This window comes from Natronoglycomyces albus (assembly GCF_016925535.1).
Taxonomy (GTDB): domain Bacteria; phylum Actinomycetota; class Actinomycetes; order Mycobacteriales; family Micromonosporaceae; genus Natronoglycomyces; species Natronoglycomyces albus.
The window spans coordinates 296,319-320,635 of record NZ_CP070496.1 but is presented as its reverse complement, the minus strand read 5'-3'; the positions used below and the strand labels follow the sequence as shown (position 1 = coordinate 320,635).

At 59.0% G+C, this 24,317-nt stretch carries 16 protein-coding genes, 3 rRNA genes and 1 riboswitch; of the genes, 7 read left to right on the top strand and 12 right to left on the bottom strand.

Going from position 1 to position 24,317, the window contains the following annotated elements:
- Positions 1 to 113 precede the first annotated feature (113 nt).
- The 5 genes from JQS30_RS01325 to JQS30_RS01305 all read right to left on the bottom strand — a co-directional run bounded on the left by JQS30_RS01325 (position 114) and on the right by JQS30_RS01305 (position 5,623).
- Complete coding sequence (locus tag JQS30_RS01325; protein WP_213171609.1) at positions 114 to 1,136, bottom strand: GNAT family N-acetyltransferase; 1,023 nt, start codon at positions 1,134 to 1,136, stop codon at positions 114 to 116.
- Positions 1,137 to 1,225: 89 nt separating this feature from the next.
- A complete protein-coding gene (locus JQS30_RS01320) occupies positions 1,226 to 2,248 on the bottom strand; it encodes a GNAT family N-acetyltransferase (RefSeq protein ID WP_213171608.1) in 1,023 nt (340 codons plus the stop codon).
- 121 nt (positions 2,249 to 2,369) lie between these two features.
- Positions 2,370 to 2,735 carry a hypothetical protein gene (locus JQS30_RS01315; RefSeq protein WP_213171607.1) on the bottom strand — a complete coding sequence of 122 codons (366 nt, stop codon included), beginning with the start codon at positions 2,733 to 2,735 and terminating at the stop codon, positions 2,370 to 2,372.
- A 476-nt stretch (positions 2,736 to 3,211) separates the two neighbouring features.
- A complete protein-coding gene (gene thrC / locus JQS30_RS01310) occupies positions 3,212 to 4,513 on the bottom strand; it encodes a threonine synthase (protein WP_213171606.1) in 1,302 nt (433 codons plus the stop codon).
- Positions 4,514 to 4,526: 13 nt separating this feature from the next.
- Positions 4,527 to 4,692: riboswitch (SAM riboswitch) on the bottom strand.
- A 133-nt stretch (positions 4,693 to 4,825) separates the two neighbouring features.
- On the bottom strand, positions 4,826 to 5,623 hold the full coding sequence (locus tag JQS30_RS01305) for a TVP38/TMEM64 family protein (RefSeq protein ID WP_213171605.1): 798 nt from the start codon (positions 5,621 to 5,623) through the stop codon (positions 4,826 to 4,828).
- A gap of 213 nt (positions 5,624 to 5,836) precedes the next feature.
- Here JQS30_RS01305 and JQS30_RS01300 point away from each other — a divergent pair, with 213 nt between their 5' ends.
- On the top strand, positions 5,837 to 6,859 hold the full coding sequence (locus JQS30_RS01300) for a hypothetical protein (protein WP_213171604.1): 1,023 nt from the start codon (positions 5,837 to 5,839) through the stop codon (positions 6,857 to 6,859).
- Positions 6,860 to 6,916: 57 nt separating this feature from the next.
- Positions 6,917 to 7,384, top strand: coding sequence for a hypothetical protein (locus JQS30_RS01295; RefSeq protein WP_213171603.1), 468 nt, complete (start codon positions 6,917 to 6,919; stop codon positions 7,382 to 7,384).
- Positions 7,385 to 7,692: 308 nt separating this feature from the next.
- On the opposite strand, the gene rrf is transcribed toward JQS30_RS01295, so the two are convergent.
- From rrf to JQS30_RS01260, 7 genes are all read right to left on the bottom strand, one after another.
- Positions 7,693 to 7,809: ribosomal RNA gene (rrf, locus tag JQS30_RS01290) — 5S ribosomal RNA — on the bottom strand.
- A 175-nt stretch (positions 7,810 to 7,984) separates the two neighbouring features.
- Positions 7,985 to 11,111: ribosomal RNA gene (locus tag JQS30_RS01285) — 23S ribosomal RNA — on the bottom strand.
- Positions 11,112 to 11,495: 384 nt separating this feature from the next.
- Positions 11,496 to 13,032, bottom strand: a 16S ribosomal RNA gene (locus JQS30_RS01280).
- The 16S, 23S and 5S rRNA genes sit together here, the layout of an rRNA operon.
- 594 nt (positions 13,033 to 13,626) lie before the next feature.
- Positions 13,627 to 14,469, bottom strand: a complete 843-nt coding sequence (folP, locus tag JQS30_RS01275; RefSeq protein ID WP_213171602.1) for a dihydropteroate synthase — start codon at positions 14,467 to 14,469, stop codon at positions 13,627 to 13,629.
- A gap of 163 nt (positions 14,470 to 14,632) precedes the next feature.
- Positions 14,633 to 15,640 (bottom strand): HAD family hydrolase, encoded by a 1,008-nt coding sequence (locus tag JQS30_RS01270; RefSeq protein WP_213171601.1) that lies wholly within the window; start codon positions 15,638 to 15,640, stop codon positions 14,633 to 14,635.
- A gap of 852 nt (positions 15,641 to 16,492) precedes the next feature.
- Complete coding sequence (locus JQS30_RS01265; RefSeq protein ID WP_213171600.1) at positions 16,493 to 17,752, bottom strand: DUF5667 domain-containing protein; 1,260 nt, start codon at positions 17,750 to 17,752, stop codon at positions 16,493 to 16,495.
- A gap of 601 nt (positions 17,753 to 18,353) precedes the next feature.
- Positions 18,354 to 19,235, bottom strand: a complete 882-nt coding sequence (locus JQS30_RS01260) for a sigma-70 family RNA polymerase sigma factor (RefSeq protein WP_246497997.1) — start codon at positions 19,233 to 19,235, stop codon at positions 18,354 to 18,356.
- Between the two features lie 391 nt (positions 19,236 to 19,626).
- On the opposite strand from JQS30_RS01260, the gene JQS30_RS01255 reads away from it, so the two are divergent.
- From JQS30_RS01255 to hemC, 5 genes are all read left to right on the top strand, one after another.
- Complete coding sequence (locus tag JQS30_RS01255) at positions 19,627 to 19,869, top strand: glutaredoxin family protein (RefSeq protein WP_246497996.1); 243 nt, start codon at positions 19,627 to 19,629, stop codon at positions 19,867 to 19,869.
- Between the two features lie 454 nt (positions 19,870 to 20,323).
- The gene (locus JQS30_RS01250; protein WP_213171599.1) at positions 20,324 to 20,965 is read left to right on the top strand and encodes an HAD family hydrolase; all 642 of its coding nucleotides are present in this window, start codon (positions 20,324 to 20,326) and stop codon (positions 20,963 to 20,965) included.
- Positions 20,966 to 21,358: 393 nt separating this feature from the next.
- Positions 21,359 to 22,051: a redox-sensing transcriptional repressor Rex gene (locus JQS30_RS01245; RefSeq protein ID WP_213171598.1), complete on the top strand. Its 693-nt coding sequence runs from the start codon at positions 21,359 to 21,361 to the stop codon at positions 22,049 to 22,051.
- The gene (locus JQS30_RS01240) at positions 22,048 to 23,358 is read left to right on the top strand and encodes a glutamyl-tRNA reductase (protein WP_213171597.1); all 1,311 of its coding nucleotides are present in this window, start codon (positions 22,048 to 22,050) and stop codon (positions 23,356 to 23,358) included. The genes JQS30_RS01245 and JQS30_RS01240 overlap by 4 nt, the downstream gene beginning before the upstream one ends.
- Positions 23,358 to 24,281: a hydroxymethylbilane synthase gene (gene hemC / locus JQS30_RS01235; RefSeq protein ID WP_425498843.1), complete on the top strand. Its 924-nt coding sequence runs from the start codon at positions 23,358 to 23,360 to the stop codon at positions 24,279 to 24,281. Before JQS30_RS01240 ends, hemC begins: the two co-directional genes overlap by 1 nt.
- Positions 24,282 to 24,317: the final 36 nt, after the last annotated feature.

Here is a 24,317-nt window from a genome sequence, read left to right as displayed (position 1 = left end):
CCGGCGAGAATGCCTTTTACATAAGCCCCACACCTCCACAACGGCGCCAAAGGAGCCGTGCGCGTGTTCAATGCCCCTGTGCACACATGGAAATGCGCCCTGCGTTAGTCCACTTAGAGCTTTTTCTGTAGCTCCTGGTCGGTGCAATACACTCGATAGCCCAGTTCCTCGTTGACCGAGATCATGTAACCGTTGGTATCGGCGTTCCACGTATGGATGTATCGCATGCTGGGCCGCCACTGGGACAGCTGCCGCTCATTGACGACCTTCAAACGCGCCCCGAGCCGGTGCCCACGATGGTCAGGATCAACAATCGTGTCCCCGATATAACAATGCTCCTCATCGCCAAGCATGATGTGCGTCTCGGTGAACCCGGCGGCCTGCCCAGTCTCCTTGTGACGAGCGAACGCGCCCAGCCAGATCGAACCTCGGTCCAGCAACGACTTCTCCTCGGACCGAATCCGCTCTACGGAGAACTCTTCCTTCTCAAAGTCAAGGTCACCCATCGGGGAATCGGTCACCATGCGGCCCTTGAGATAGCAATAGCCCTCGATCAACTCGTTGGGAATTGTCCGCGACCACGTGAGGACCTCATATCCCTCAGACTTCGCGCACGCGGCGTCGTAGAGTTCTTGCAACTCTGGACCCTCGTTGAACGTCAAGTCCTTGGTACGATGAATCGTCTCCTGGCCAACCGTGTAACCGTGCTTCGCCGCGAACGTCTTCCCGGGAGCAACCCGGTCGGGAGCTGGCGCGAAGTTGTAGGCAACCTCAGCCATGAGCGTACGCACCCCCACCTGCCGCGCGGTCTGCTCGGCATGCTCCAACAAACGCGCGCCAATGCCCTCGCCTCGGTGCTCAGGGTGGACATCCAGCTCCAGCCACATCATGTGTGTGTTGTTCTCGAGATCGTGTTCCAAGGTCGACGAACCGACTACAGTACCGCCCTTGAGGGCCACGGTCCGGTAATACTTGGTGAACTTCTCCGGGACAACCAAACGCAACCGCAGACGCGGTGAAATCGGCACAGGCAACTCGGGCAAATCATGCGCCGCGATGGCCTGAGAAGCAGAAATCCACCCGTCAACCAGGTCATAGTCAAACGGCTTCAGCTCTCTTAGCTCAATATCAGTCATCGTTTGATTGTCCGGCCCGGGCGAACAGGCTCGCAACCGAATTACGCTTTGCCGGGTCGAGAGCCGCGCGTTCGCCCAACCCTTCGCGCCTAGAGCTTCTTTTGCAGGTTCATCGACGAGCTGTGCGTGCGGAAACCGACCTGATCGTTCACCGCGTTCATGAAGGTGTTGTCCTCGGCGTTGAACGTCTGGATGAATCGCATCTGGGGACGCCACCGCAACAGGTGCCGCTGCATGTCGATCTTGAGGCGTAGACCCAGCCGATGACCTCGATGGGCCGGGGCGACGATCGTATCGTTTTGATACGCCATGACCTCGTCCCCGACGCGGACCTCAATCTCGCTGAGACCAGCCAGGTCGCCGGTCTCCTTGTGCCGGGCATAGACCCCGAGCCACAACACGCCCATGCGTTGTTGCTGCCGTTCAATATCGCGCCACAATGTCGGGGAGTACGTCTCTTCCTCGGCGTCGAGGTCTCCCATTGGCGCGTCCAGGAGTACCCGGGACTTGACCTGGCAGTAGCCCTCCACGGCCTCGTCGGGAACTTGGTGTTCGAAGGTCACGATCTCGTAGTCAGCCGAGGACTCCGCTGCGGATGCGTACAACGCCGCGAGATGCTCGGCATCAACCTTGGTGAGGTCGTTGACGCGCCGACAGCCTTTCATGGCCAGCGCAAACCCGCGCTGGGCCGCAAACGTCTCGCCAGGAACTTCAAAGTCGGGGCGGTCGGTGAACTCGGCGGCGTACCCGGCCCAAATGGTCGTGCAGCCCCATTCTCGGACCGTGCTTTCAGCTTGTTCGTACAGCCGGGTGCCGATACCCCGCCGCCGCCATTGTGGATGCACCGACACAGCCATACCAGCCTTGTGTGAATTGTTCTCCCTGTCGCGGGCGACGGTCGCGGTCCCTACGACAGTGGGGCCACTGACGGCTACGAAACGGCGCACATCAGAGGTCGCGCTCGGAGCAATGGCGCGGGCACGCATCATCATCGGGCTAGTCTGCGAAAGGCCAGGCAGATCCTGTTCGTCGCAGGCTAGGTTGCAGTCAATCCACGATTCGAAGAGGCTGGGGTCATTGATACTCAAGGGAATAATATCGATATCTGTCATGGTGTCAGTCTGGTCGAGCCACTGACTGCCCGCAAACCCTTTTCCGGTGGCCACTGGTGACTAGACGCTCGGCGCCGGAGGCTTCATCATGGCGATTATCGGCCGAAGGGTGGTCGTTGCCTTACTTGCCACCGAACAGGCGGCGCAGAGGGCTGACCGTTTGCTCGACTTCTGATTCCCTGAGTTGTTGAGTGACCCGTCGACGCGATTCCACGAGTGCCTCCACCAGGTCGTTCTTAGCGGAGGTCCCGGTCACAGTACGCTCATCCTCGCCATAGATGGTGCACTGCAACGTGACTTCTTGGTCTGGAGTTTCACGCGAGGTCACGCTGACCGTCAGCGACACGGCATCAGCGTCGAAGGCAGCCAGCTTCTTTCCCAGAGGCACAAACTCTTCAATGATCTCTTCGCGCTCGTCAGGTTCGAACCCGTTGCCCAACGTCAGTTGCGAATCGAGGCGTCGACGAGCCTCTTCACTCTGTCCCATGTCTTGAGGATATCTACAGAAGTCCACCAAGCGGAAGACGGTTCGGGATTCGCAACTGACGCAACGACACATCGGGCACCACCGGCCTTATCTTTCCCACTGGCACAGTGAAAATCAGACCAGATATAAAGCGTGTGGCCCGCATCAGCTGTGCTGGTGCGGGCCACACGACGAATATGAACTGAGATGCCGTTGCCAGCATCGAATCTGTTGCAGTGGCACATTATGCCGCTAGGAAGTTGGTCGGGAGGGCACAGTTTCTGACGCTAGCTGGCGCTGCTCGACACGTCTAATCCCAGGACTCGTGGTCAACTGGGTGAGTGGCGACAGAATACTGCGACCTCCCGCAAAGGCAATTCTGCTAGAGAAACGACATAGCGTCAAGAGTTCGACACGGATATGAACTGTCAGATACCTGACTAAGTACCATCTAACGGTCACTCTGCGTGTTACAGTATGGAGTTCCGCCAGCCGGATCATGACTCCAAAAGGCCGGCTTCCTTCGCGGACTTCAACGACGGCTTCACGTTGTGCGTCGGCCCTACCAGCGAAGAGACCGCATCCAACGTCTTGAGGCCATCGCCGGTGTTATAGATGACCGTCTCTGCCTGGGGGTCAAGACTACCCGCTTCCAGAAGCTTACGGAGCGTAGCCACGACGACCCCGCCAGCTGTCTCAGGAAAGACTCCGGTCGTTGAGGCGAGCAGGCGCATACCTTCGCGAATCTCATCGTCGTTCACCGCAGCCATGTCTCCGCCCGAGGCACGCACTGATTCGATCGCATATGGGCCAGCCGCCGGGTCGCCAATGTTGAGCGACTTGGCAATTCCCTTTGGCTTTACCGGAGTGATCTCGTCGGTATCTGCTGCGAAAGCGGTGGCGATGGGCGAGCAACCCGCCGATTGGGCACCGTAGACTTTCACCTTCGCTTCAGGCACAAGCCCGATCTCTACGGATTCTTCAAACGCCTTGTGGATCTTGGTGAGCAATTCGCCTGAGGCCATTGGCACCACAACCTGCTCGGGGAGTCGCCACCCCAGCTGTTCGGCAACCTCATAGCCGAGGGTCTTGGAGCCTTCGGCGTAATAGGGTCGAATGTTGACGTTGACGAAGGCGGTCTTTTCGAAGTCATCGGTCTCTGTCAACTCAGAGCAAAGCCGGTTGACGTCATCGTAGGAACCCTCGACCGATACCAGCGAACCACCGTAGACCGCGGTGGTGATGACTTTGCCCGGTTCGAGGTCGTGCGGGATGAACACCACTGAGGGGAATCCCGCGCGGGCCGCGTGTGCGGCCACGGAGTTGGCCAGGTTTCCCGTCGAAGCACAGGCGAAACGATTGAAGCCCAACTTCACGGCGGCCGTCAGAGCCGTCGAGACGACCCGGTCTTTGAACGAGTGGGTCGGGTTCGCCGAGTCGTCCTTGACCCATAGTTTGCGCATCCCCAGGGCCTTGGCCAGGTTGTCAGCCTCAATCAGCGGTGTCAGTCCCGGGTTGAGGGTGACACGGTCGGACTCCTCGACACCACAAGGCAGCAGCGGCGCATAACGCCATTGGTTTTGAGGGCCAGCTTCGATGTCTTCGCGAGTGACCTTAGCGAGCTTGGCTAGGTCGTAGTCCACTTCGAGCGGACCGAAACAGTTCCAGCACGCGTGTTGCGCGACCAGGCCATAGGTGGTCTGACAGGCCCGGCAGATCAAACCCTTGGCTGGGCTGTCTTTAAACGGATTGTCCTCACCTGTTGCGGAAGCGGTGTTTGGTATGTGTGTGGCGGACATTAAGAGGCTCCTTTCCTCATCTGCCCCGTGGGTGTACGGGCCGGAGTTGGCACCTGTCGGCATCGACTAGGCGGAGGACACAAAACGCGTAGCGGTTTGGTGTTTCTCCAGGCCAATAGTCATGTCGATGGTTGCCGCAGCGTCATCGGGCCGGTTCCCTCAGCTGCTCTGGATGAAGTACGGCCTGAATACTACGGTGCGAATATCCGCTAGTTATCGAAGCGGGACGAAGCTCCCAACCACTGGAATCAATCTCACATCGCCGCAGGTGACAGGGGTAGGTCACCTCTTCTCTAGGTGCGCGACCCTACGCTAGGGCCGACTGCCCTCCACACTTTCTGCGCCAGGTTGTGCAGCTTCGGTCACAGGTTCCTCCTGAACCGCTTGCTTGATCGGGGAGGCCGAGCTGCGCAGAAGCCAGTAGCGCAGGGTCAACGTCAAGGTGGCGAGGCCGACGAGGACACCCACGGCAACCGGTACCGCGGCTGGCCCCCAAATAGCAGCCCCGATCGCCGTGTTACCAACTGTTCCAGGCAGGCTGCCGAGCAAACACCCCACCGCGTAGTACCGAAACTTCGTCGCGGTGGTCCCAAACAAGTAAGAGACGACTCCGTATGGTGCCGCTGGCACCAAGCGGATGATCCCGACGCCCAATATTCCGTGCTTTCCCAACCAGCTATCGGCACCAGCCATGATCGTGGTCACTCGGCGACGTATACGGCCTGGATGCGGGCGATTCAACATACTGGCAACCCATTCACGCCCAAAGGCACGACCCGCGATGAACCCCAGCAATGCCGCCATCATGGTTCCAATGAGGATGTAGATCATGGCGGGCACCCAACCAAACAGTGCCCCCGCCACCCAGCACAACGGTGTTCGTGGCACCAGGGCCATCAAGAGCACCGCGACTCCGACGATGGCAATAATGGGACCCCAAACGCCCGCCGCCTCGACGATCTCAGTGATTTCGCTGCGTTCGGGAAGCACGTTCGAGATCACCACAGCCGCAATCCCGACCATCGTTATCAAGGCAACCAGCCGCAAGCCCGCCCGTTTGCTGACAACGTCTTCAGGGGCAGGTGGGTCTGTCGGGGTATTAGCAGTCATGAATCCACCGTATAACGTCGGGAATCAACTGCTGCCCGGGAGATTGCCGCTCCCAGCTACCTGCGCCAAGATACCCAGGCGCAGTCTTAATCACCGAAGTATGCTGCGCAGCTGGATCCACAGTATTGGCGCAGGTGGAATAGAATCACCAACATGCGCCCCGGAAACAACCGAACAACGGCTTCCCGTTTTCTGCCCCGATCTGTTGCGGCTATGAGCCTAACTGCCGCCCTGGCCCTCAGCGGCTGCCAGATGCCACTCTTGAACGGCGGAGAGGCTACCTTGCAGGCCAGCCCCGACTTTGCCACCGAGAGTCATCACGGGTCCTTCTCCATTTGTTCTAGCGGCACCTACGGGATTCGGCTTTCCGATCATGACGGGGTCATTCTGGGGCCACATTTCGCGCTTAAGGTCGAATGTCTGGCCAGCATGGAAGAATTTGACACCAGCTTTCGCATGGACGAATTGCTCGGACTCAATGAAAAACTTCTCCAACCAGCCACTGGATATGAGTACACGTTGGTGCAGTTCGCCCCCCACCACACTTTGCAGCCATCGCACCCTGACGAATCCGCATTCGAACTATCGGCGACGCTGACCATCGGCGAACAGGTCTGGGAGTTCGAAGACGGGGTGCCAGCGGACGGCTCAAGCTATCTAGCTTCGGCTAAACCAAACGCTCCAGTGATTTTGGAGGTGACCGACTCCGGTCGAACCCAGTCGATCGATCTGCGCTCCAACAACATGGAAGACGCGGTCGATGCCTATTACCAGAACTGGGGCTGGGAGGGTCAAACCGACTGGCTGGAAGCGACAGCGGCGGCCCAGGCGAGCAACGGGGCCACTATCGATAACTGGAACTGGAAGACCCGACTCGAGTTCAGCCGTGGCGTGTACGGGGAGGGTCGCGGTTGGCTCGTAGACGATAATGACCGTCAGCTGTTGACCATCGAATTCGAATGGCCTCGCGAAAATCAAGGGGCGGTGTGGAATCTTGACCCCGCCGATGCTGTGAGCCTGGGAAGCAACCGCATTGTCGATAGCGGCATTGTGGGCAACCGCGACTCGGGCAATTGGTCGTATCGAACTTACTTCGTCACCTTCGACGTAGCCGCGAGTGAACGAACCTTCCAGTACCGGTTTGAGCCAAAGGGGCCGATCACGTGGGCAGCCGAGGGCGTCACGCTGACGGTCACAGAGAACCGGCACTACTCGGGTGGCATGGTCTTCCAGTAATCCTCCGACCTCTTTCGCGGTCGTTTGACATCGGACTTCAAGGCTAGAGTAGGCCCTATGAGTGCACAGTGGAAAACCAGAGCCGAAGTATTGCACGCCAAAAGTGAGCTCGAAGCCGCTATTGGTGGATGGAAGGCGCCATTTGCATACGGGCTCGGTGTCGCCAGAACATCAACGGCCACCTTTCCTGTGGTGAATTGTGGTGGTGCCCATGCCCTACCTGGCGTCGTGCTCGCCACCGTATGCGGCCGAGTCGACCAGACCGGCGTCTACCCGCTTAGCCTCGAACAGCTTGATCAAGCTATCGAGATTCTCTCTCCAGCCGAAGCGTGTACGGACTTCAACCATCCCAACCTAGAGGCTTGGCGTTCACTACGGTCACACTTCAGGCTGGACGAGCCTGACGCCCACTTGGTGGCGGTTTTCGTGGCGCGGGAGAGTGATCCAGTTCTCGACCAATACGATGCGGCCTTTCGGGCGCATTTGGCGGACGTTTCCCTTCACTCTGATCGAGTCGGTCACTAGTGGGGGTATTGCACGGTCTACGCGCTATTGGTGGGCCTGCCGCGTGGCTTATTGGTATTGGCTGTCAGTGAAGACGGTTTTCAACGACGAATGCGTCCTCTCTGTATGAGAAGACGCAGGTTAGTCATGTGCATGAGTTTGGTGTTGGTTGCGGCAGTGTGTATGCGTGTTTGGGTGGGTTTGGTTGTTTGGGGGGGTGTAGTGGTCGAGCTGGCGCGTGGGTGTGTGTTGTGTGTGGGGTGGTGTGCGAATAGAGGGCTCTCTTTGACCGTTGTGGTCAAGGAGAGCCCTCTTTTTGTGTGTTGGATGCTTGGCGGTGTCCTAGTCTCCCACACCCTCTCGGGTGCAGTACCATCGGCGCTGGGAAACGTAACGACCGGGTTCGGTATGGGTCCGGGTGTAGCCTTCCCGCTATCGCCACCAAGCAAAACGGTGAAACAACTATTTTTATGTCTCGCACTCACGTGTTCTCCTGTTGGTGGAGGACGTGGTGCGGCAGACTGGTGTGTTCTGTGTTGTTTCAGAATCGTATAGTGTGCGTGCGTGTGTGTTGTGTTTGCTGCGGTGATCACATGCGCCACACACAAGAGTGTGTGTGGGTGTGTTAAGTTCTCGGCCTATTAGTACCAGTCAGCTCCACACATTGCTGTGCTTCCACTTCTGGCCTATCAACCCAGTCATCTTCTGGGGGCCTCTCCCCACCTATGGTGGGACGGAAACCTCATCTCGAAGCAGGCTTCCCGCTTAGATGCTTTCAGCGGTTATCCTTCCCAAACGTAGCCAACCAGCCATGCCCCTGGCGGAACAACTGGCACACCAGCGGTTTGTCCATCCCGGTCCTCTCGTACTAGGGACAGCCCTTCATCAAGTTTCCTACGCGCGCGGCGGATAGAGACCGAACTGTCTCACGACGTTCTAAACCCAGCTCGCGTGCCGCTTTAATGGGCGAACAGCCCAACCCTTGGGACCTGCTCCAGCCCCAGGATGCGACGAGCCGACATCGAGGTGCCAAACCATCCCGTCGATATGGACTCTTGGGGAAGATCAGCCTGTTATCCCCGGGGTACCTTTTATCCGTTAAGCGACACCACATCCGTACGTTGGTGCCGGATCACTAGCCCCTACTTTCGTACCTGCTCGACACGTCCGTCTCACAGTCAAGCACCCTTATACGCTTACACTCACCGACTGGTTTCCAACCAGCCCGAGGGTACCTTTGGGCGCCTCCGTTACCATTTAGGAGGCAACCGCCCCAGTTAAACTACCCACCAGGCACTGTCCCTCAACCCGATAAGGGTCGTAGGTTAGACGCCTAAGACAACCAGAGTGGTATTTCACCAATAACTCCACAACCACTAGCGTGGCTGCTTCACAGTTTCCCACCTATCCTACACAAGAAGCCTCAAACACCAATACCAAGCTATAGTAAAGGTCCCGGGGTCTTTTCGTCCTGCCGCGCGAAACGAGCATCTTTACTCGTATTGCAATTTCGCCGGGCCTGTGGTTGAGACAGCGAGGAAGTCGTTACGCCATTCGTGCAGGTCGGAACTTACCCGACAAGGAATTTCGCTACCTTAGGATGGTTATAGTTACCACCGCCGTTTACTGGCGCTTCAATTCACCACGACAGACCCGAAAGTCTTAATGGATCCTCTTAACGTTCCAGCACCGGGCAGGCGTCAGTCCATATACATCAAATTACTTCTTCGCATGGACCTGTGTTTTTAGTAAACAGTCGCTTCCTCCGCTTCACTGCGACCACCACCAGCATCTAGGCGCATGCCCAACCAGTGATGGCCCCCCTTCTCCCGAAGTTACGGGGGCAATTTGCCGAGTTCCTTAACCACAGTTCACCCGAACGCCTCAGTATGCTCTACCTGACTACCTGTGTCGGTTTAGGGTACGGGCCGCATCGCACTCGCTAGAGGCTTTTCTCGACAGCACGGGATCACTACATTCACCACATATGGCTATGCATCAGCGCTCACCCTGCGATGTCACCACCGCTGCATTCCCGGATTTACCTAGGAACACGGGCTACCACCTTGCCCCGCCTATTCCACCAGACGGTATAGCTACCCCACTGCGTCACCCCATCACTACACTACTAAGGAAAGGGACCCTAACACACACAACAACCCCCACCACCCAAAGGGCAGCAGAAGCCGCGCACATGCCAGTTAGCACAATCCCGTTCGCACTATACGCACAACGCGGGTACCGGAATATCAACCGGTTATCCATCGACTACGCCTTTCGGCCTCGCCTTAGGCCCCGACTAACCCAGAGCGGAACAGCCGTCCTCTGGAACCCTTAGTCAATCGGCGGGAGGGATTCTCACCCTCCAAATCGCTACTCATGCCTGCATTCTCACTCCCACGCATTCCACAGCTCCTCACAGAACTGCTTCACCACACGCAGGACGCTCCCCTACCCAAACCAGCCACCACATGGATGACTGTATTTGCCACGGCTTCGGCGGTGTGCTTAGCCCCGCTACATTATCGGCGCGAAACCACTCGACCAGTGAGCTATTACGCACTCTTTCAAGGATGGCTGCTTCTAAGCCAACCTCCTGGCTGTCTACGCGACCACACATCCTTTCCCACTTAGCACACCCTTAGGGGCCTTAGCCGGTGATCTGGGCTGTTTCCCTCTCGACTATGAAGCTTATCCCCCACAGTCTCACTGCCACCCACCACTTAGTCGCATTCGCAGTTTAGCTGATCTCAGTAACCAATAAGGCCCATTAACCAACCAGAGCTCTACCACAACCAAGCTAGGTATGACGCTGCACCTAAATGCATTTCGGGGAGAACCAGCTATCACGGAGTTTGATTGGCCTTTCACCCCTACCCACACCTCATCCCCTCAGTTTTCAACCTAAGTGGGTTCGGGCCTCCACGACCTCTTACAGCCGCTTCACCCTGGACATGGGTAGATCACTCCGCTTCGGGTCTAAAACGCACAACTCAACCGCCCTATTCAGACTCGCTTTCGCTACGGCTCCCCAACACTGGTTAACCTCGCTGCACACCTTAACTCGCAGGCTCATTCTTCAAAAGGCACGCCATCACCCACCCCGCACACAAAAGCATACGACCAGGCTCTGACGGATTATCAGCACATGGTTTCAGGAACTATTTCACTCCCCTCCCGGGGTACTTTTCACCATTCCCTCACGGTACTATCCACTATCGGTCACCGGAAGTATTTAGGCTTACCAGACGGTCCTGGCAGATTCACACAAGACTCCACGAATCCTGTACTACTCGAGAACAACACCAGATGCACACTAAAGGGCCTTCACCTACGGGACTCTCACCCACTACGGCAGCGCTTCCCAACGCCTTCAGCTAACCCCAAGCACACACCCGATCCCCGGCAGGAAATCACGGCATCATCTCACAACCCCAGATCCGCAACGGCTGCCGCCTTGACACGAACCTAGTTTAGCCTCCTGCGCTTTCGCTCACCACTACTCACACAATCACTACTTGTTTTCTCTTCCAGCGGGTACTGAGATGTTTCACTTCCCCGCGTCACCACAACCCGCCCTATACATTCAAGCGGGAGCGACCGAGCACAAACCCGGCCAGGTTTCCCCATTCGGACACCCTGGGATCACAGCCCTGCTGGCGACTCCCCCAGGCCTATCGCGGCCTCACACGTCCTTCATCGGCTTCCGGCACCAAGGCATCCACCATGCGCCCTACACAACTTAACCACACAACACATGCAATCAAGCAAACAAAACAAAGACACTCACGCACACTATACAAATCTCAAACAACACACCACCACCACAAAAACCCCCAACCCCAACACAACGTCAGAGACAACAGGAGGCCTTCGTGGTACCAGTCCAGAGGTTGTTACCTCAGGACCCAACAGGATGCCACCACTAGCACGCCCCACCATCACAGGCAGAACCGTACAAGCAGTGTTAAGGATAGAAAATGTGCTTAATATAAAGAATCGCGCTCACACGAGGAAACCACCAACACCACACCAGAACCAAACAACTAACCAACAGTCAGTCGCTTATGCACTCGATGCGTTTGGTGGTCGTCGATGACGCATCCCTGATGGATGCGTATGAGCTCCTTAGAAAGGAGGTGATCCAGCCGCACCTTCCGGTACGGCTACCTTGTTACGACTTCGTCCCAATTGCCAGCCCCACCTTCGACCACTCCCCCCAGATAAATCTGGTTGGGCCGTGGGCTTCGGGTGTTGCCAACTTTCGTGACGTGACGGGCGGTGTGTACAAGGCCCGAGAACGTATTCACCGCAGCGTTGCTGATCTGCGATTACTAGCGACTCCAACTTCACGAAGTCGAGTTGCAGACTTCGATCCGAACTGAGAACGGCTTTACAGAGATTCGCTCCACCTCACGGCTTCGCAACCCGCTGTACCGTCCATTGTAGCATGCGTGAAGCCCTGGACATAAGGGGCATGATGACTTGACCTCATCCCCACCTTCCTCCGAGTTAACCCCGGCAGTCTCCTGCAAGTCCCCACCATAACGTGCTGGCAATACAGGATAAGGGTTGCGCTCGTTGCGGGACTTAACCCAACATCTCACGACACGAGCTGACGACAGCCATGCACCACCTGTCACCCAGTCCGAAGAAAACCCTATCTCTAGGGCAGTCCGGGTGATGTCAAACCCAGGTAAGGTTCTTCGCGTTGCATCGAATTAATCCGCATGCTCCGCCGCTTGTGCGGGCCCCCGTCAATTCCTTTGAGTTTTAGCCTTGCGGCCGTACTCCCCAGGCGGGGCGCTTAATGCGTTAGCTACGGCACAGAACAAACAAATGCTGCCCCACACCTAGCGCCCACCGTTTACAGCATGGACTACCAGGGTATCTAATCCTGTTCGCTCCCCATGCTTTCGCTCCTCAGCGTCAGTACAAGCCCAGAGACCCGCCTTCGCCACCGGTATTCCTCCGCATATCTGCGCATTCCACCGCTACACGCGGAATTCCAGTCTCCCCTACTTGCCTCAAGCCCGCCCGTATCCGACGCAAAACCCCGGTTAAGCCGAGGCCTTTCACGCCAGACGCGACAGGCCGCCTACGAGCCCTTTACGCCCAATAATTCCGGACAACGCTTGCCCCCTACGTCTTACCGCGGCTGCTGGCACGTAGTTAGCCGGAGCTTATTCATAACCTACCGTCAACACAAGAAAACCTGTGCCTTCGTCAGAAATAAAAGAGGTTTACAACCCGAAAGCCGTCATCCCTCACGCGGCGTCGCTGCATCAGGCTTTCGCCCATTGTGCAATATTCCCCACTGCTGCCTCCCGTAGGAGTCTGGGCCGTATCTCAGTCCCAATGTGACCGACCGCCCTCTCAGGCCGGTTACCCGTCAACGTCTTGGTAGGCCATCACCCCACCAACAAACTGATAGGCCGCAAGCCCCTCTCAAACCAGAAACCCTTTCCACACCCCCACATGCGTGAGAATGTGAATATCCGGTATTAGCCCGCGTTTCCACGAGTTATCCCAAAGTCTGAGGCAGGTTACTCACGTGTTACTCACCCGTTCGCCACTCGAGTACTCCCGAAGGAGCCTTTCCGTTCGACTTGCATGTGTGAAGCACGCCGCCAGCGTTCGTCCTGAGCCAGGATCAAACTCTCCAACAAAAAACTATGTTAAAAAGACACCTGACCGAATTTAACAACAAAACACCAGCACAAAAAATGCCAATAATAATGTCAAGGAAAAGACAGTCAAACAAAGACCAAACAAAACACACACAACAGCAACCAGCCAAAACCAGCCACCATCAACGCGCACCCTGCAGGCCCACACATCGACTATCCAAACACCCTGTTGAGTTCTCAAACAACAACCCCCACCCAGACACAACCCAGCCAAAACCAGACCACAACCTGAGAAGAGCAACCCCACAACACTACCAGAACAAGAAACAAAGTCAAGACCCGGGCCGAAACCCGAACTAACTAAGACTCACACTGAAGATCATGAGCATCAACCTGGGATACCAACTAGCGGCTTTTCTTCCGCCCTGTCCGTTTCCCTCGGCGACAAGACAAACTTTACGGGACCCTTGACAACCCCAAAACGCGGGGGTACGTGTCCCAAGCCACACCACTGTTTTGCCTGGTAGAGAGAGCATCCGAACTTCGAGAGTCGCGATGGCCTTCTGAATTGAGGGGTCGAGGGCCCGCGCTAACCGGTGCGACACCCGCAGTGCGCAAGCTTTTCTCGCAGCCTTAACCCCGTAGAGAATTTTTCGTCGCCATCCAGACCTCACGCGCGTCGGCCGTCCCCCGCACGTCATGCACCCGCACGCCCCAAGCTCCTGCCTCGAACGCAAGGACCGACGTCGCCAAGGTCGCGTCGTTGAGGCCACTGGCGGGCCTCTGTTCGTTGCCCCCATCGGCCAAGAGCTTTCCCAGGTACGACTTGCGGGAGGAACCAAACAGCACCGGATAGCCCTCCGTCACGAATGAGCTCAGGTGGGCCGACAGTGCCCAGTTGTGTTCGGGAAGTTTGGCGAACCCGATCCCCGGATCGATGATGAGCTTTTCGCGGGCTACCCCGGCGGCCTCGGCTTCCGCAACCCTCTCCATGAGTTCCGCGTGCACCTCAGCGACGACGTCCTCGTAGGTGGCGAGCTTCTGCATGTCCTTCGAATGCCCGCGCCAATGCATCAGTACCCACCTAGCTCCGCTTTCTCGCGCCACGGAGCTCATCTGCGGGTCGGCCAGACCACCAGAGACGTCGTTAATGATCGTCGCGCCGGCCTCTATCGCCGCGGCGGCCACCTCTGAGCGGGTTGTGTCGATGGAAACTGGCACATCGTTTTCGCTCAAGGCCTGGACAATGTCCACCACCCGGGAGGATTCGGTTGCCGCGTCAACTCGACTGGCTCCAGGACGGGTCGACTCACCGCCCACATCGATAATGTCCGCTCCCTCATCTCGCATCGACAGCCCATGCGCAACCGCAGCGTCGAAGTCGAGATAGCGGCCTCCGTCGCTAAACGAATCCGGGGTGACATTGAGAATCCCCATAATCTGCGGGCGAGAAGTCGGAAGGTGCGGTGAGTTCATGATCTTCACGCTACCTGCGGCGGGATGGTCAAACAACGGCTTCCCGTGGGCAGGTGACACGCGGCAACGCTCATTGCGGCCTCGTCATCCCAACCCTCGACGAGAGCCACAAGGAACGGCAAAATAGCTGCGGCCGCCCGTTTGGGCGGCCGCAGTCTCAACGCTAGTTTTGCTCCCGGTTGCGCAGCCGATGGCTGCGCCAGGCGAGGCCGCCGACTACGACGCCAGCCAAAGCAGTAGCCGGCAAGGCGATGCGGGCCGCGCGACGCCCGCGCCGGAAATCCCGTATGTTCCAGCCCCGCTCTCGGGCTGCCTTTGCCAAGCGCGCGTCCGGGTTGACGGCCACGGCGTTGCCGACCCGTTCCAGCATCGGCAAGTCGTTGGCAGAGTCCGAATAGGCCGTGGAGTGGCTGAGGTCGAGTCCGCGCTCCTGGGCTAGCTCGGCAATGCGAGCCGCCTTTGCGGGACCGTGCAGCAGGTCCCCTACCAGGCGACCGGTGTAGCAGCCGTCCTTGACCTCAGCGACCGTGCCAACGGCTCCCGTGAGCCCTAGCCGCTGAGCGATCACCTCGGCTAGTTCGACCGGGCTTGCCGTCACGAGCCATACTTCCTGGCCCGCCTCGATATGAGCTGCGGCTATTTGCGCCACCGGCTCGAGAATGCGGGGAGCGATGTCGCGGTCATAGACCTCTTCGCACAACTGCTGCAGCTTACGCACTTCGAAACCGGCGACCATCTCCAACGCGGAGGCCTTCACCGATGAGATGTGGCCGTGATGCTCTGCGCCGTGAAAGCGAAAGCGAGCCTGTTTCCACGCGAAGCCGATGACATCGCGGCTGGTGAGAATCCCTCGCCGGGACATTCCCTTACCGAGCCAGTAGACCGAGGCCCCGTACATCAACGTGTTGTCGACGTCGAAGAACGCAGCAGCACCTTCGACACCCGCAAATGGCATCTTCTGCAGGGCGAGGCCGTTGGCGGCGATTCTCTTCGAGTTGCGCTCGGCTGAAGTCTCTGGGGGCGGAGGGACCGGTAGAACGGAACTAACTCCGCCGTTGAGCGTGCCTTTCACGGTGTCTCTGACAGCTTCTCTCACCGCCTCCGCCTCGGGGAAGAAAGCATCGCTGGTGGCATTGCTCTTCGCATGGTTGTCGCTTCGCGTCACGCTCACCAACGCCCTCCTTTCACCTGGCAAAGGCCGGTTTTCGTGTAGTTCAAGACTATCTTTGTCGGGTCAGCTGTTCCGTAACGGTTTTTGTCACAGACATTGAACATTAGGTAAGAACTTCCACTTCGACGTGACACGCAGGCGCAGGGATCAGGTGCGCCGATGGGCGGCTAGCTGCACGTCGAAGAACTGATTACTGATTTATTAGGCCGCCGTCTTATGTGGTTGGACTTTTTCTGGTCTAGCGATAACGGTGGGGATTCGCTGCCAACTTCACGAACGCCCCAAGGGGTCTAGCAGGTGAAATCGTAGCTCTTTGGTGTCTTGCCGCAACAACTAGCAACGCGCTTGTGGCGTTTGCGAGGCCATAACTCGATAACCGGAGGTAGCGATGCGCTCACAGTATTGAAACCAGCACGGGCAAAACCTGCCGGCCTGGCAACCTGCAACGTTTCGCTGCGGTTTCGCATCAGTGCCGCTGCTCACCATGCCGTGCCCCCGAGCGCCAATTCGCGACTTTCGCTTGCGAATCGGCCTTAAGAGAATGAAGTTTAACAGCGGCTGTGTCAATTCCCTAGAATTACACCGCAGCTCACCCCTGAATGTTTCCCGCCACCATGACGCGACCGTCTGCGATGGCGGAAAGTGCCCACAAATCCAAATCAGTAGCCACGTTATGTGACGCATGAGATAGGAAGTGGCGTACGTTGCGTATGCCTACGGCAAATGGGGTCAGCCAATGCTGACCCCATTTGCCGAGTACGACTCGATCGTTCCCATGTCCACGCCACCCGCTCGTCTGACGACGACTGGACTGCGCGCAATTGTTCTAGCGGAACTGCCCCACTGCCGGCCTTACGTGCTCACTGGCAGACGTTGTGACACCAGCGAAATGATGTCTTGCTGGCTGGCCACTAACTTGTTTCCCAACAGGCCATTCAAGGTCGAGCCGAGTTCATCCAGCAAACCTCCAGAAGAGGAACCTTGATCCCCCTCTGAATCCTCATCTGCGGACTCAGTTCCCTCGGACTCAGACGCATCGGGATCGGAGGTGGAACCAGATTCCGTAGACGGTTCGACCACGGTGGTACCCGGGTGGTCAGGCGCGTCAGAGGGTGGAATCGGCTCCTCGATTTGGTCTGCGCTTGAGCCCGTCTGGTCGGCCGAACCTCCAGTATGCGCGCCCGCGCCGGAGCTGATCGCATCTTCGATATCGGCGGCGTCCCCGGCCGGAAGCGTGCCACACGTTCCCGGCAACGGACCGAAACGATCGCTGGGGCCGGCCGCTTCTGTACAGCTAAGCGCCGAACGCAGCTGCACAGATCGCACGGAGGCGTCTTCCAACATCGTCAACGACTCGCCAGCGACCTCACGCGGTTCACCCTCAAGTGCCCCGATCAGCTCGACCAGGCCGTGCCGGTGTTCATTGGCGAACAGGTCGATGAAGTCGAGCGCGGCCGGGTCGCCTTCACTCGTGGCGACCTCGCCTAGGAGCGAGACGCCATCCAGGATTTCCTGGTTCATGTCTTCTAGGGCACCGACCACCGCATCTGAGTCATCGCTGACGGCGGCAGCCTCGTGCATCCGCGTGCGAGCAAACTCAAAGTGCAGCTGTGCCTTGCTCAAGTCCGAACCCGCAAGAGCGAGCTGGGCTTTTTCGGTCGAACGTTTGACGCCATAGAGCGCGTCGCCTGGCATTGCGTTGCCACTAGCGGTGGAAACACCCGACAAAGCGACAGTGCCAGTAAGTAGCGCGGCCAGGATGGCAAGTCGGCGGCCGCCTCGAAAACGACGCGGTGCCTCGGGCTCTATATTCTCGGACGCAGGGGCGTAGGCGGGTTCGGCCACTGGCGCACTGGCCTGGTGGCGTGCGGTTGCTCCGATGCCTTGGACGGCGGCCACGGCCATGAGGCGTTGCCTCAGCTTGGCCTGGAAGTCGACGTCCGGGGTAGTGGATCGGCTTAGTTGGTCACCTAGGTGGTCTAGTTGCTCGGTGACGCCGACCATGTCGAAAAGTTCTTCTTCTGATGAACTAGACGGCTGTGAGTGGAGGTGGTCATGGCGTCGGTCGGTATCGACTTTCTTGGCGAAATCTTCGATACGGCGTCGTTCCATCGGGTTTACAATCACCGGGCGCACCCCCTCTCAAGTCAAGTCAGTATGTGTCGTTTACAGCGCTTCTGGCGCAGGGGAAATATGCCCTGCACATCGATCAACGGTGCAGAGGCAGGGTTGGTTACGGGTCAGTCGGCATTGGTGTTGGCGATCACCTGGGATTGCCGCGTAAATGTAAGGGTTTGTCACGGAAAATACTGGTTCGGGCGGCCCATTGCTCCGAGTTTCATCGCCGGTTCATTCAAAGCACAGCGGCCCAAGAAACAGACGCGCAGTGGTTCGATCGTTCACCGGAGGTGCCGGGCTAAGCATCAACATTGCTCGGCGCATACGGCGCCGAAGCCGCCCGGGACTGAGGGCAGACCCCTACCGGTGGGGAAATATGGATGTCATGGGTTCCTGGCGGCTCCAATTCCATCTGATGTCTCACCGGTTCTATTCCGGCGCGTGGGGGATCGGGGATGGGGACAGGTCAAGGTATGTGATGTCAAGGCGTGGTCCTGAGGGTTCCTAATGCGTCGCTGCGAATTCGGGACATCGGTGACGTCGAGGTGCCGTGCCACCACCAGCTCGATCAGCACCTAGTCTTCCGGTCGGTGACTCACCTGGTGAATCCTTCCGGCAGCAGCCGTGCCAACGTGCGCACCGCGCGGTACTGAAGTGCTTTGATGGCGCCCTCGTTCTTGCCCATCGCGCGAGCGGTCTCCGCGACTGTGAAGCCTTGGAGAAACCGCAGCACGATGCACTCTTGTTGGTCGTGATTGAGTTTTTTCACGGCGGTCAGCAGGGTCACGTTGGTGAGTTTGTCCAACGTGGCGGTCTCGGGGCTGGCCGTCGGGTCATTGTCGGCGTCGTTGGCGTCGAGAACGTCGGGCTTGGCCACTTCTAGGCGGTAGCGCCCGGATTTGTAGTGATCAACGACGAGGTTGCGGGCGATGGTCACGAGCCACGCGCCGAAGGCGCGACCCTGCCAAGAAAAACTGGAAATGCGGCGCAGCGCCCGCAAAAATGTCTCCGAGGTCAGGTCTTCGGCGAGTTGCCGGTTGTTGACTCGGAAGAATATGTAACGAAAGACGGTCTCGTTGTAGCGGTCGTAGATGTGGCCGAACGCTTCGGCGTCGCCGGACTGAGCCAGCTCGACCAAGCGGGTTACTTCGCCATTCTCGGAGGTGTCTCCGGATTCGGGTGTGCGGTCGTGCTTCCCCTCGCGCTGCGGGGCGACACGCGCTGGGCTATCAGCAGTGGCCGGGGCCCTTTTTTCGGTGTGCCGGGTGCGAGTGCGGGGCTGACCGACCTCGGTTGTCATCGCGTGCCAGAGGTTGTAGAGGCCTTGGTCAACAGCCCTGATGGCCCGTGAGACGGGGTTGTCCAGCACGAGGCTGGCGGCATGTGCGTGGTTGAGATGGTTGGCGTCGTATGCCAGGGCGTTGCCCTGGTGAGAATCTCCAAGGTCAGCGGTGACCATCGGTGCAAATATGGGCACTATTGGCCTCCTCGCGTGAGGGGTTGGGTCGATTCCACTGGTCCCAAATGATCGAAACCGACAGATTTGATACTAGGAAGCAACCCCTGCGAGTAAGCGCATTGACACGCGGCGTGTCGGAATGAATTTTTTGGTTGCCCGGCACACGTGCCGTGACACCCGAGAATGAAAAGAGTGGGTCCCACCATTACCCTCGCCATCATTGCGGCCGACTCACGTCTGGCCTGGTTGTATTGCTCCGGGCCTGTGTTCATCAGCCCCGACACCGCATATCGGAGGCTGAGATCCGGTGAATGCGATGAGGTACGAGAACTATGGTGGCCGCAATCGCAAGCACGGCGTCGCACTCTGTGTGCGACACGTTATTTTCGGTGGTCACCTTTTGGGGGACATGATGGCATCGTTGGTCTTGTTGGTAACGAAGGATTGTTTCCTGTGCGGTGCAGCGCGCCGAGACTTGGATGAGGTCGCGGCACGAGCGCAGATCACATGGGAAGAGATCGACGTCGTTGATCGTGACGATCTGGCCCGCGAGTACGGGGATCGACTACCGGTGGTGCTGCTTGAGGGCAAGGAACACAGCTATTGGGACGTCGACAAGCCGCGGCTCCTGCGCGACCTGGGCGTGAGTTGATGGCCCACGAATGCTCACTGAATGCGCTGACCTCGACATGGGCTACGTGACTTGCCGCGCGTAGCGATTGTCAGAGGTTGCGGCCAGCGCGGGGGGCGGTGGCGGCCGGAGCTCTCTAGAGATCGAAGGATCGGCATTCTTCGATATTGGGTATCCCTACACTTATTCTCCGAAATGGGTATTTTTCGGTCAAGGAACGATCTGCGGGCTGTGGATAACTATTGTATTGAATTATATCGATATGTCGTATCCCTACCAGTATTGTCGCTAGTGGGGCCAGATGGGGCAATGGTTGGTTTTTGCCTGTGGATAAGTGTGTCTCGTTTACGTTGCCGTCGCTGGCGTTGAACCGGCCTTCCTCTTTGTCCAAGGCCGTCGACCGCTTATTTGCCGACCCCTTCGCCTGCCAAGTGCGGCCCAGCCGGTGGCGGCTTGCGACCTCTAGAATCGAAGTATGGCGAGAAAACACCTGGTGTGGGACTGGAACGGAACGTTGCTGAATGACTTCGGGGCGGTCGTATCAGCGACGAACACCGTCATCACCGAAGCCGGCGGGCCCTTCCTGACCGCGGAAGAACAAGGCGCACGATTTCGCCGCCCCATCATCGCCTACTACAGCGAACTTGTGGGTCGGTCCCTCACCGAGGCCGAATTTGCCGAGCTGGACAAGGCCTTCCACGCCGCCTACCTGGAACATCTGCGCTTTGTTGACCTCCATGCGGAATCCCGCTCGGCGCTGAGCATATGGCCCGGTACGCAGTCGTTGTTGTCCATGTGGTTTCACCAATCGCTCATGCCGCTCATCACTCGCTTCGACTTGGCCGAGAAGTTCGCGCTCGTGCAGGGCCTGCGGTCGGAATCCGACGGGCACAGCAAGCAGCCACACCTCGAACGTCACCTGGAATCGCTCCAGCTGCGGCCCCAAGAGTGCGTGCTGATCGGAGACACCGTCGACGATGCGAAATCCGCCCTGGGGCTGGGCGCTCAAGTCGTGCTCTTCACCGGAGGATTCTCTAGCCGCGAGCAGCTGCAAGGGGTGGGCGTTCCCCTGGCCGACTCGCTGAGCGAAGCAGTCACCATCGCCCAGCAGCTCTAACGGCCCACCGAGCAACCACGCCCGGCTGTGTATGCCAATGACCTCGGAATCCACGGGTCGATCCCGCCTCGCGACAGGTTCGCCACGCCCGAGCAGCCGGGAGAGCGTCGCTGGCAGGCTGCGAATCGCGTGCGACCTCTCTCAAAACGGTCATCCGCGTTCACAGCGGATCAGACGCCACACGTCAATGCCTCGCTGAGCGATCTCCGATAAGCTATTGGCCCGTTGCGGCGGCAGTCTGCGGCTCGTTTGGTAGCCATCGGGTCCATGTGATCACCCCGGAAGCATCCACAAGGTGCCCCCGGGTTCACACCCGGCCCTCGATGTGACATCGCACAGAGCCCAAGCCAACTGCGTCTTTGCCGCAATCCACCACGACCTTGCGGAGCGCGTTTGACTACCACCGGTGACCGAACCTCCCCTCCCGCCGCCACGCACTCCATCCCCACAGCGACAGTGCAACGGCTGCCGGAGTATCTGCGCGCGCTGCACGCGCTGGGAGACACAGACGGCGACACCATCTCCTCGGAAGCGCTCGCCGCAGTCACCGGCGTCAGCTCAGCGATGCTGCGCAAAGACCTTTCCTACCTGGGAGCGGCCGGAGTACGCGGCGTCGGATACGAAGTATCCTTGCTGACCAACCGCATCTCCACCACCCTCGGGCTCACTCGCTACTATCGGGTGGCACTCATCGGCATGGGCCACCTGGGCCAAGCTCTCGCCCGCTATCCAGGATTCGCCTCGCGCGGATTCCACATCGCCGCGATCTTCGACGCGAGCCCCGATCTGATCGGTTCCCGCCACGGAAACCACATAGTCCGGGACATTTCGGAACTTTCGGGCGCTGTTGGTGAGGAAGATATCAACATTGGGGTGATCGCAACCCCTGAGACTGCGGCCCAACAAGTGGCAGACTTGCTTATTGATGCTGGAATAACCAGCATCCTAAACTTTGCCCCGTGCGTCTTGACCGTTCCGCAAAGTGTCGTCGTTCGCAAAGTCGACCTAGCGGTCGAACTGCAACTACTGTCATTCCACGAACACCACAAGGCGCTCCAGCGATCAGAACGGGACCAGCAATTGTGAACCTTCTGGCAGTCGGTCTCTCCCACCACTCTGCCCCGGTGGCCCTCCTTGAGCGCGTCTCCATGGACCGCGCGACCGCGAACGCTTTGAGCGAACGCCTGTTGGCAGCGGCCCCCATTAAGGAAGTGTGCGTCCTATCGACGTGCAACCGGGTCGAGGTCTACGCCGCCGCCACGTCATTCCACGCTGGCCTTGCCGTCATTGTCGAAGAACTGGCAGCCCGCGCCGGACTCTCCTCCACCGATTTCGCCGAAGCCGGATACGTGCGCTATGGCCCCGAAGCGGTGCGCCACGTGTTCTCCGTCGCCTGCGGGCTCGACTCCATGGTCGCCGGGGAGGCCCAAATCCTCGGTCAGCTACGCAACGCCTACGAAACGGCCCGCGAGGCCAACCACGCCGGGCGCTACCTGCACGAACTCATGCAGCAAGGTCTGCGCGTGGGTAAGCGAGTTCACGCCGAGACCGACATCGACGCCTCCGCCCCCTCGGTCGTCACCGCCGCCTTTGAAGCCGCGCTGGCCAAGCTCGACCGCCCCCATTCGGAACTAGACGTCGCCATCGTCGGCGCGGGCGCGATGGGAGCGCTCGCCGCCGCCACCCTCCACCGCGCCCCAGTCGCCTCAGTCACCTTGCTCAACCGTGACCGGTCCAAAGCCGAACGACTCGCCCGCGACTATGGCGGCCGGGTCGCCGACTATGCCCACCTGGCACAGGTCGCCGCCGAGGTCGACCTGATCTTTTCGGCCACATCCTCCCCCGAACCGGTCATAGCCGCCGACACGCTCCATAACCGACGTGAGACCTTGGTGGTGTGTGACCTCGCGATTCCACGCGACGTCGCCGACGACGTGGCGCGACTGGACGACGTCGCCGTCATCGGAATCGCCCAATTGCAGACTGAACCCTCCGCCAGCGCCGGAACTGACGCGCTGGCGGAGGCGGAGACCATCTTGAATGAGGAGGTCGACGCCTATTTGGAGGGGATGCGGGGCGATGCGGTGACGCCGACGGTGGCGGCGTTGCGGGCTGCGGCGGCTGACATCGTTGACACGGAGATGTCTCGGATTGCTCGGCGTGGTGACTTTTCCGATGAGCAGCGAGCCGAGGTCGCCAAGACCGTGCATCGGGTGGTGCAGCGGTTGTTGCATGAGCCGACGGTGCGGGTGCGGCAGTTGTCCGGGCAGCCGGGGGCGCCCGACTATGCGCGCGTACTGCAAGACCTATTTGCTTTGAACACGGATTCCGCTGAGCAGCCGCAGGGTTCTTTGGCCGATGCGCTGGCGGTCCGTATAGAGGAGGAACGTTGATTCGACTGGGTACTCGTGGCTCGAAGTTGGCCATGGCGCAGTCTCAGCAGGTGGCTGATGAAGTTGCCCGTGTCACTGGTGATGCGGTGGAGTTGGTCGAGATCACTACGCCGGGGGATCGTTCGATGGCTCCGGTGACTCAGCTGGGGGTCGGGGTGTTCGTTTCGGCGCTGCGAGAGGCGCTGGAGGAGGACCGGATCGATGTGGCGGTGCATTCGTTCAAGGATTTGCCGACCGCTCAACCCGATCATTTGTCCATTGTGGCTGTCCCTCCCCGGGCGGATGCCCGGGATGCGTTGATAGCCAGCGGAAAGACTCTGATTGATCTGCCTGAGGGTTCTCGGATTGGGACGGGTTCGCCGCGTCGCATCAGTCAGCTCTTGGCCCTGGGCCGAGGCTTTGAGTGTGTGCCAATTCGCGGGAACATCGATACCCGTATGGCGCGGGTTGGTGATGATCTCGATGCGGTGGTTTTGGCCTCGGCGGGCCTCATTCGAGTGGGTCGCCAGGGTGAGATCAGTGAGTTTCTTGACCCACTTCAGATGCTTCCAGCTCCGGCACAAGGGGCGCTAGCGGTCGAATGCCGCAAATCCGACAAGACATTGAGCGCGATTTTGGGTAAGCTCAACGACCGGTACTCACAGACTGCGGTCGCCGCCGAGCGGGGGTTGCTGGCACGACTTGAAGCTGGCTGCAGCGCACCGGTCGCCGCTCTCGCGGATGTCTCCGAAGGTGAAGAGCCTGGCGACATTGACATTTATCTACGGGGGGCCGCCATCGCCCTAGATGGCAGCCACACCGTGAAATTGTCCAGCACCGCCACGGTCGCAGCGGACGACGACGTGTTCCAGACCGCTTCGAACGTGGGGCGGGCACTGGCTGAGGAGCTGTTGGCCGAGGGTGCCGCCGAACTGCTGAAGTAGACCGCCCGCCCACCTTGCAGCGCCATGACGGAGCAA

What these genes read in the sequence shown, in the direction of transcription:
- JQS30_RS01325 (WP_213171609.1), bottom strand. Translation starts at nt 1,136, where the DNA reads ATGACTGATATTGAGCTAAGAGAGCTGAAGCCGTTTGACTATGACCTG.
- JQS30_RS01320 (WP_213171608.1), bottom strand. Translation starts at nt 2,248, where the DNA reads ATGACAGATATCGATATTATTCCCTTGAGTATCAATGACCCCAGCCTC.
- JQS30_RS01315 (WP_213171607.1), bottom strand. Translation starts at nt 2,735, where the DNA reads ATGGGACAGAGTGAAGAGGCTCGTCGACGCCTCGATTCGCAACTGACG.
- thrC (WP_213171606.1), bottom strand. Translation starts at nt 4,513, where the DNA reads ATGTCCGCCACACACATACCAAACACCGCTTCCGCAACAGGTGAGGAC.
- JQS30_RS01305 (WP_213171605.1), bottom strand. Translation starts at nt 5,623, where the DNA reads ATGACTGCTAATACCCCGACAGACCCACCTGCCCCTGAAGACGTTGTC.
- JQS30_RS01300 (WP_213171604.1), top strand. Translation starts at nt 5,837, where the DNA reads ATGAGCCTAACTGCCGCCCTGGCCCTCAGCGGCTGCCAGATGCCACTC.
- JQS30_RS01295 (WP_213171603.1), top strand. Translation starts at nt 6,917, where the DNA reads ATGAGTGCACAGTGGAAAACCAGAGCCGAAGTATTGCACGCCAAAAGT.
- folP (WP_213171602.1), bottom strand. Translation starts at nt 14,469, where the DNA reads ATGAACTCACCGCACCTTCCGACTTCTCGCCCGCAGATTATGGGGATT.
- JQS30_RS01265 (WP_213171600.1), bottom strand. Translation starts at nt 17,752, where the DNA reads ATGGAACGACGCCGTATCGAAGATTTCGCCAAGAAAGTCGATACCGAC.
- JQS30_RS01255 (WP_246497996.1), top strand. Translation starts at nt 19,627, where the DNA reads ATGATGGCATCGTTGGTCTTGTTGGTAACGAAGGATTGTTTCCTGTGC.
- JQS30_RS01250 (WP_213171599.1), top strand. Translation starts at nt 20,324, where the DNA reads ATGGCGAGAAAACACCTGGTGTGGGACTGGAACGGAACGTTGCTGAAT.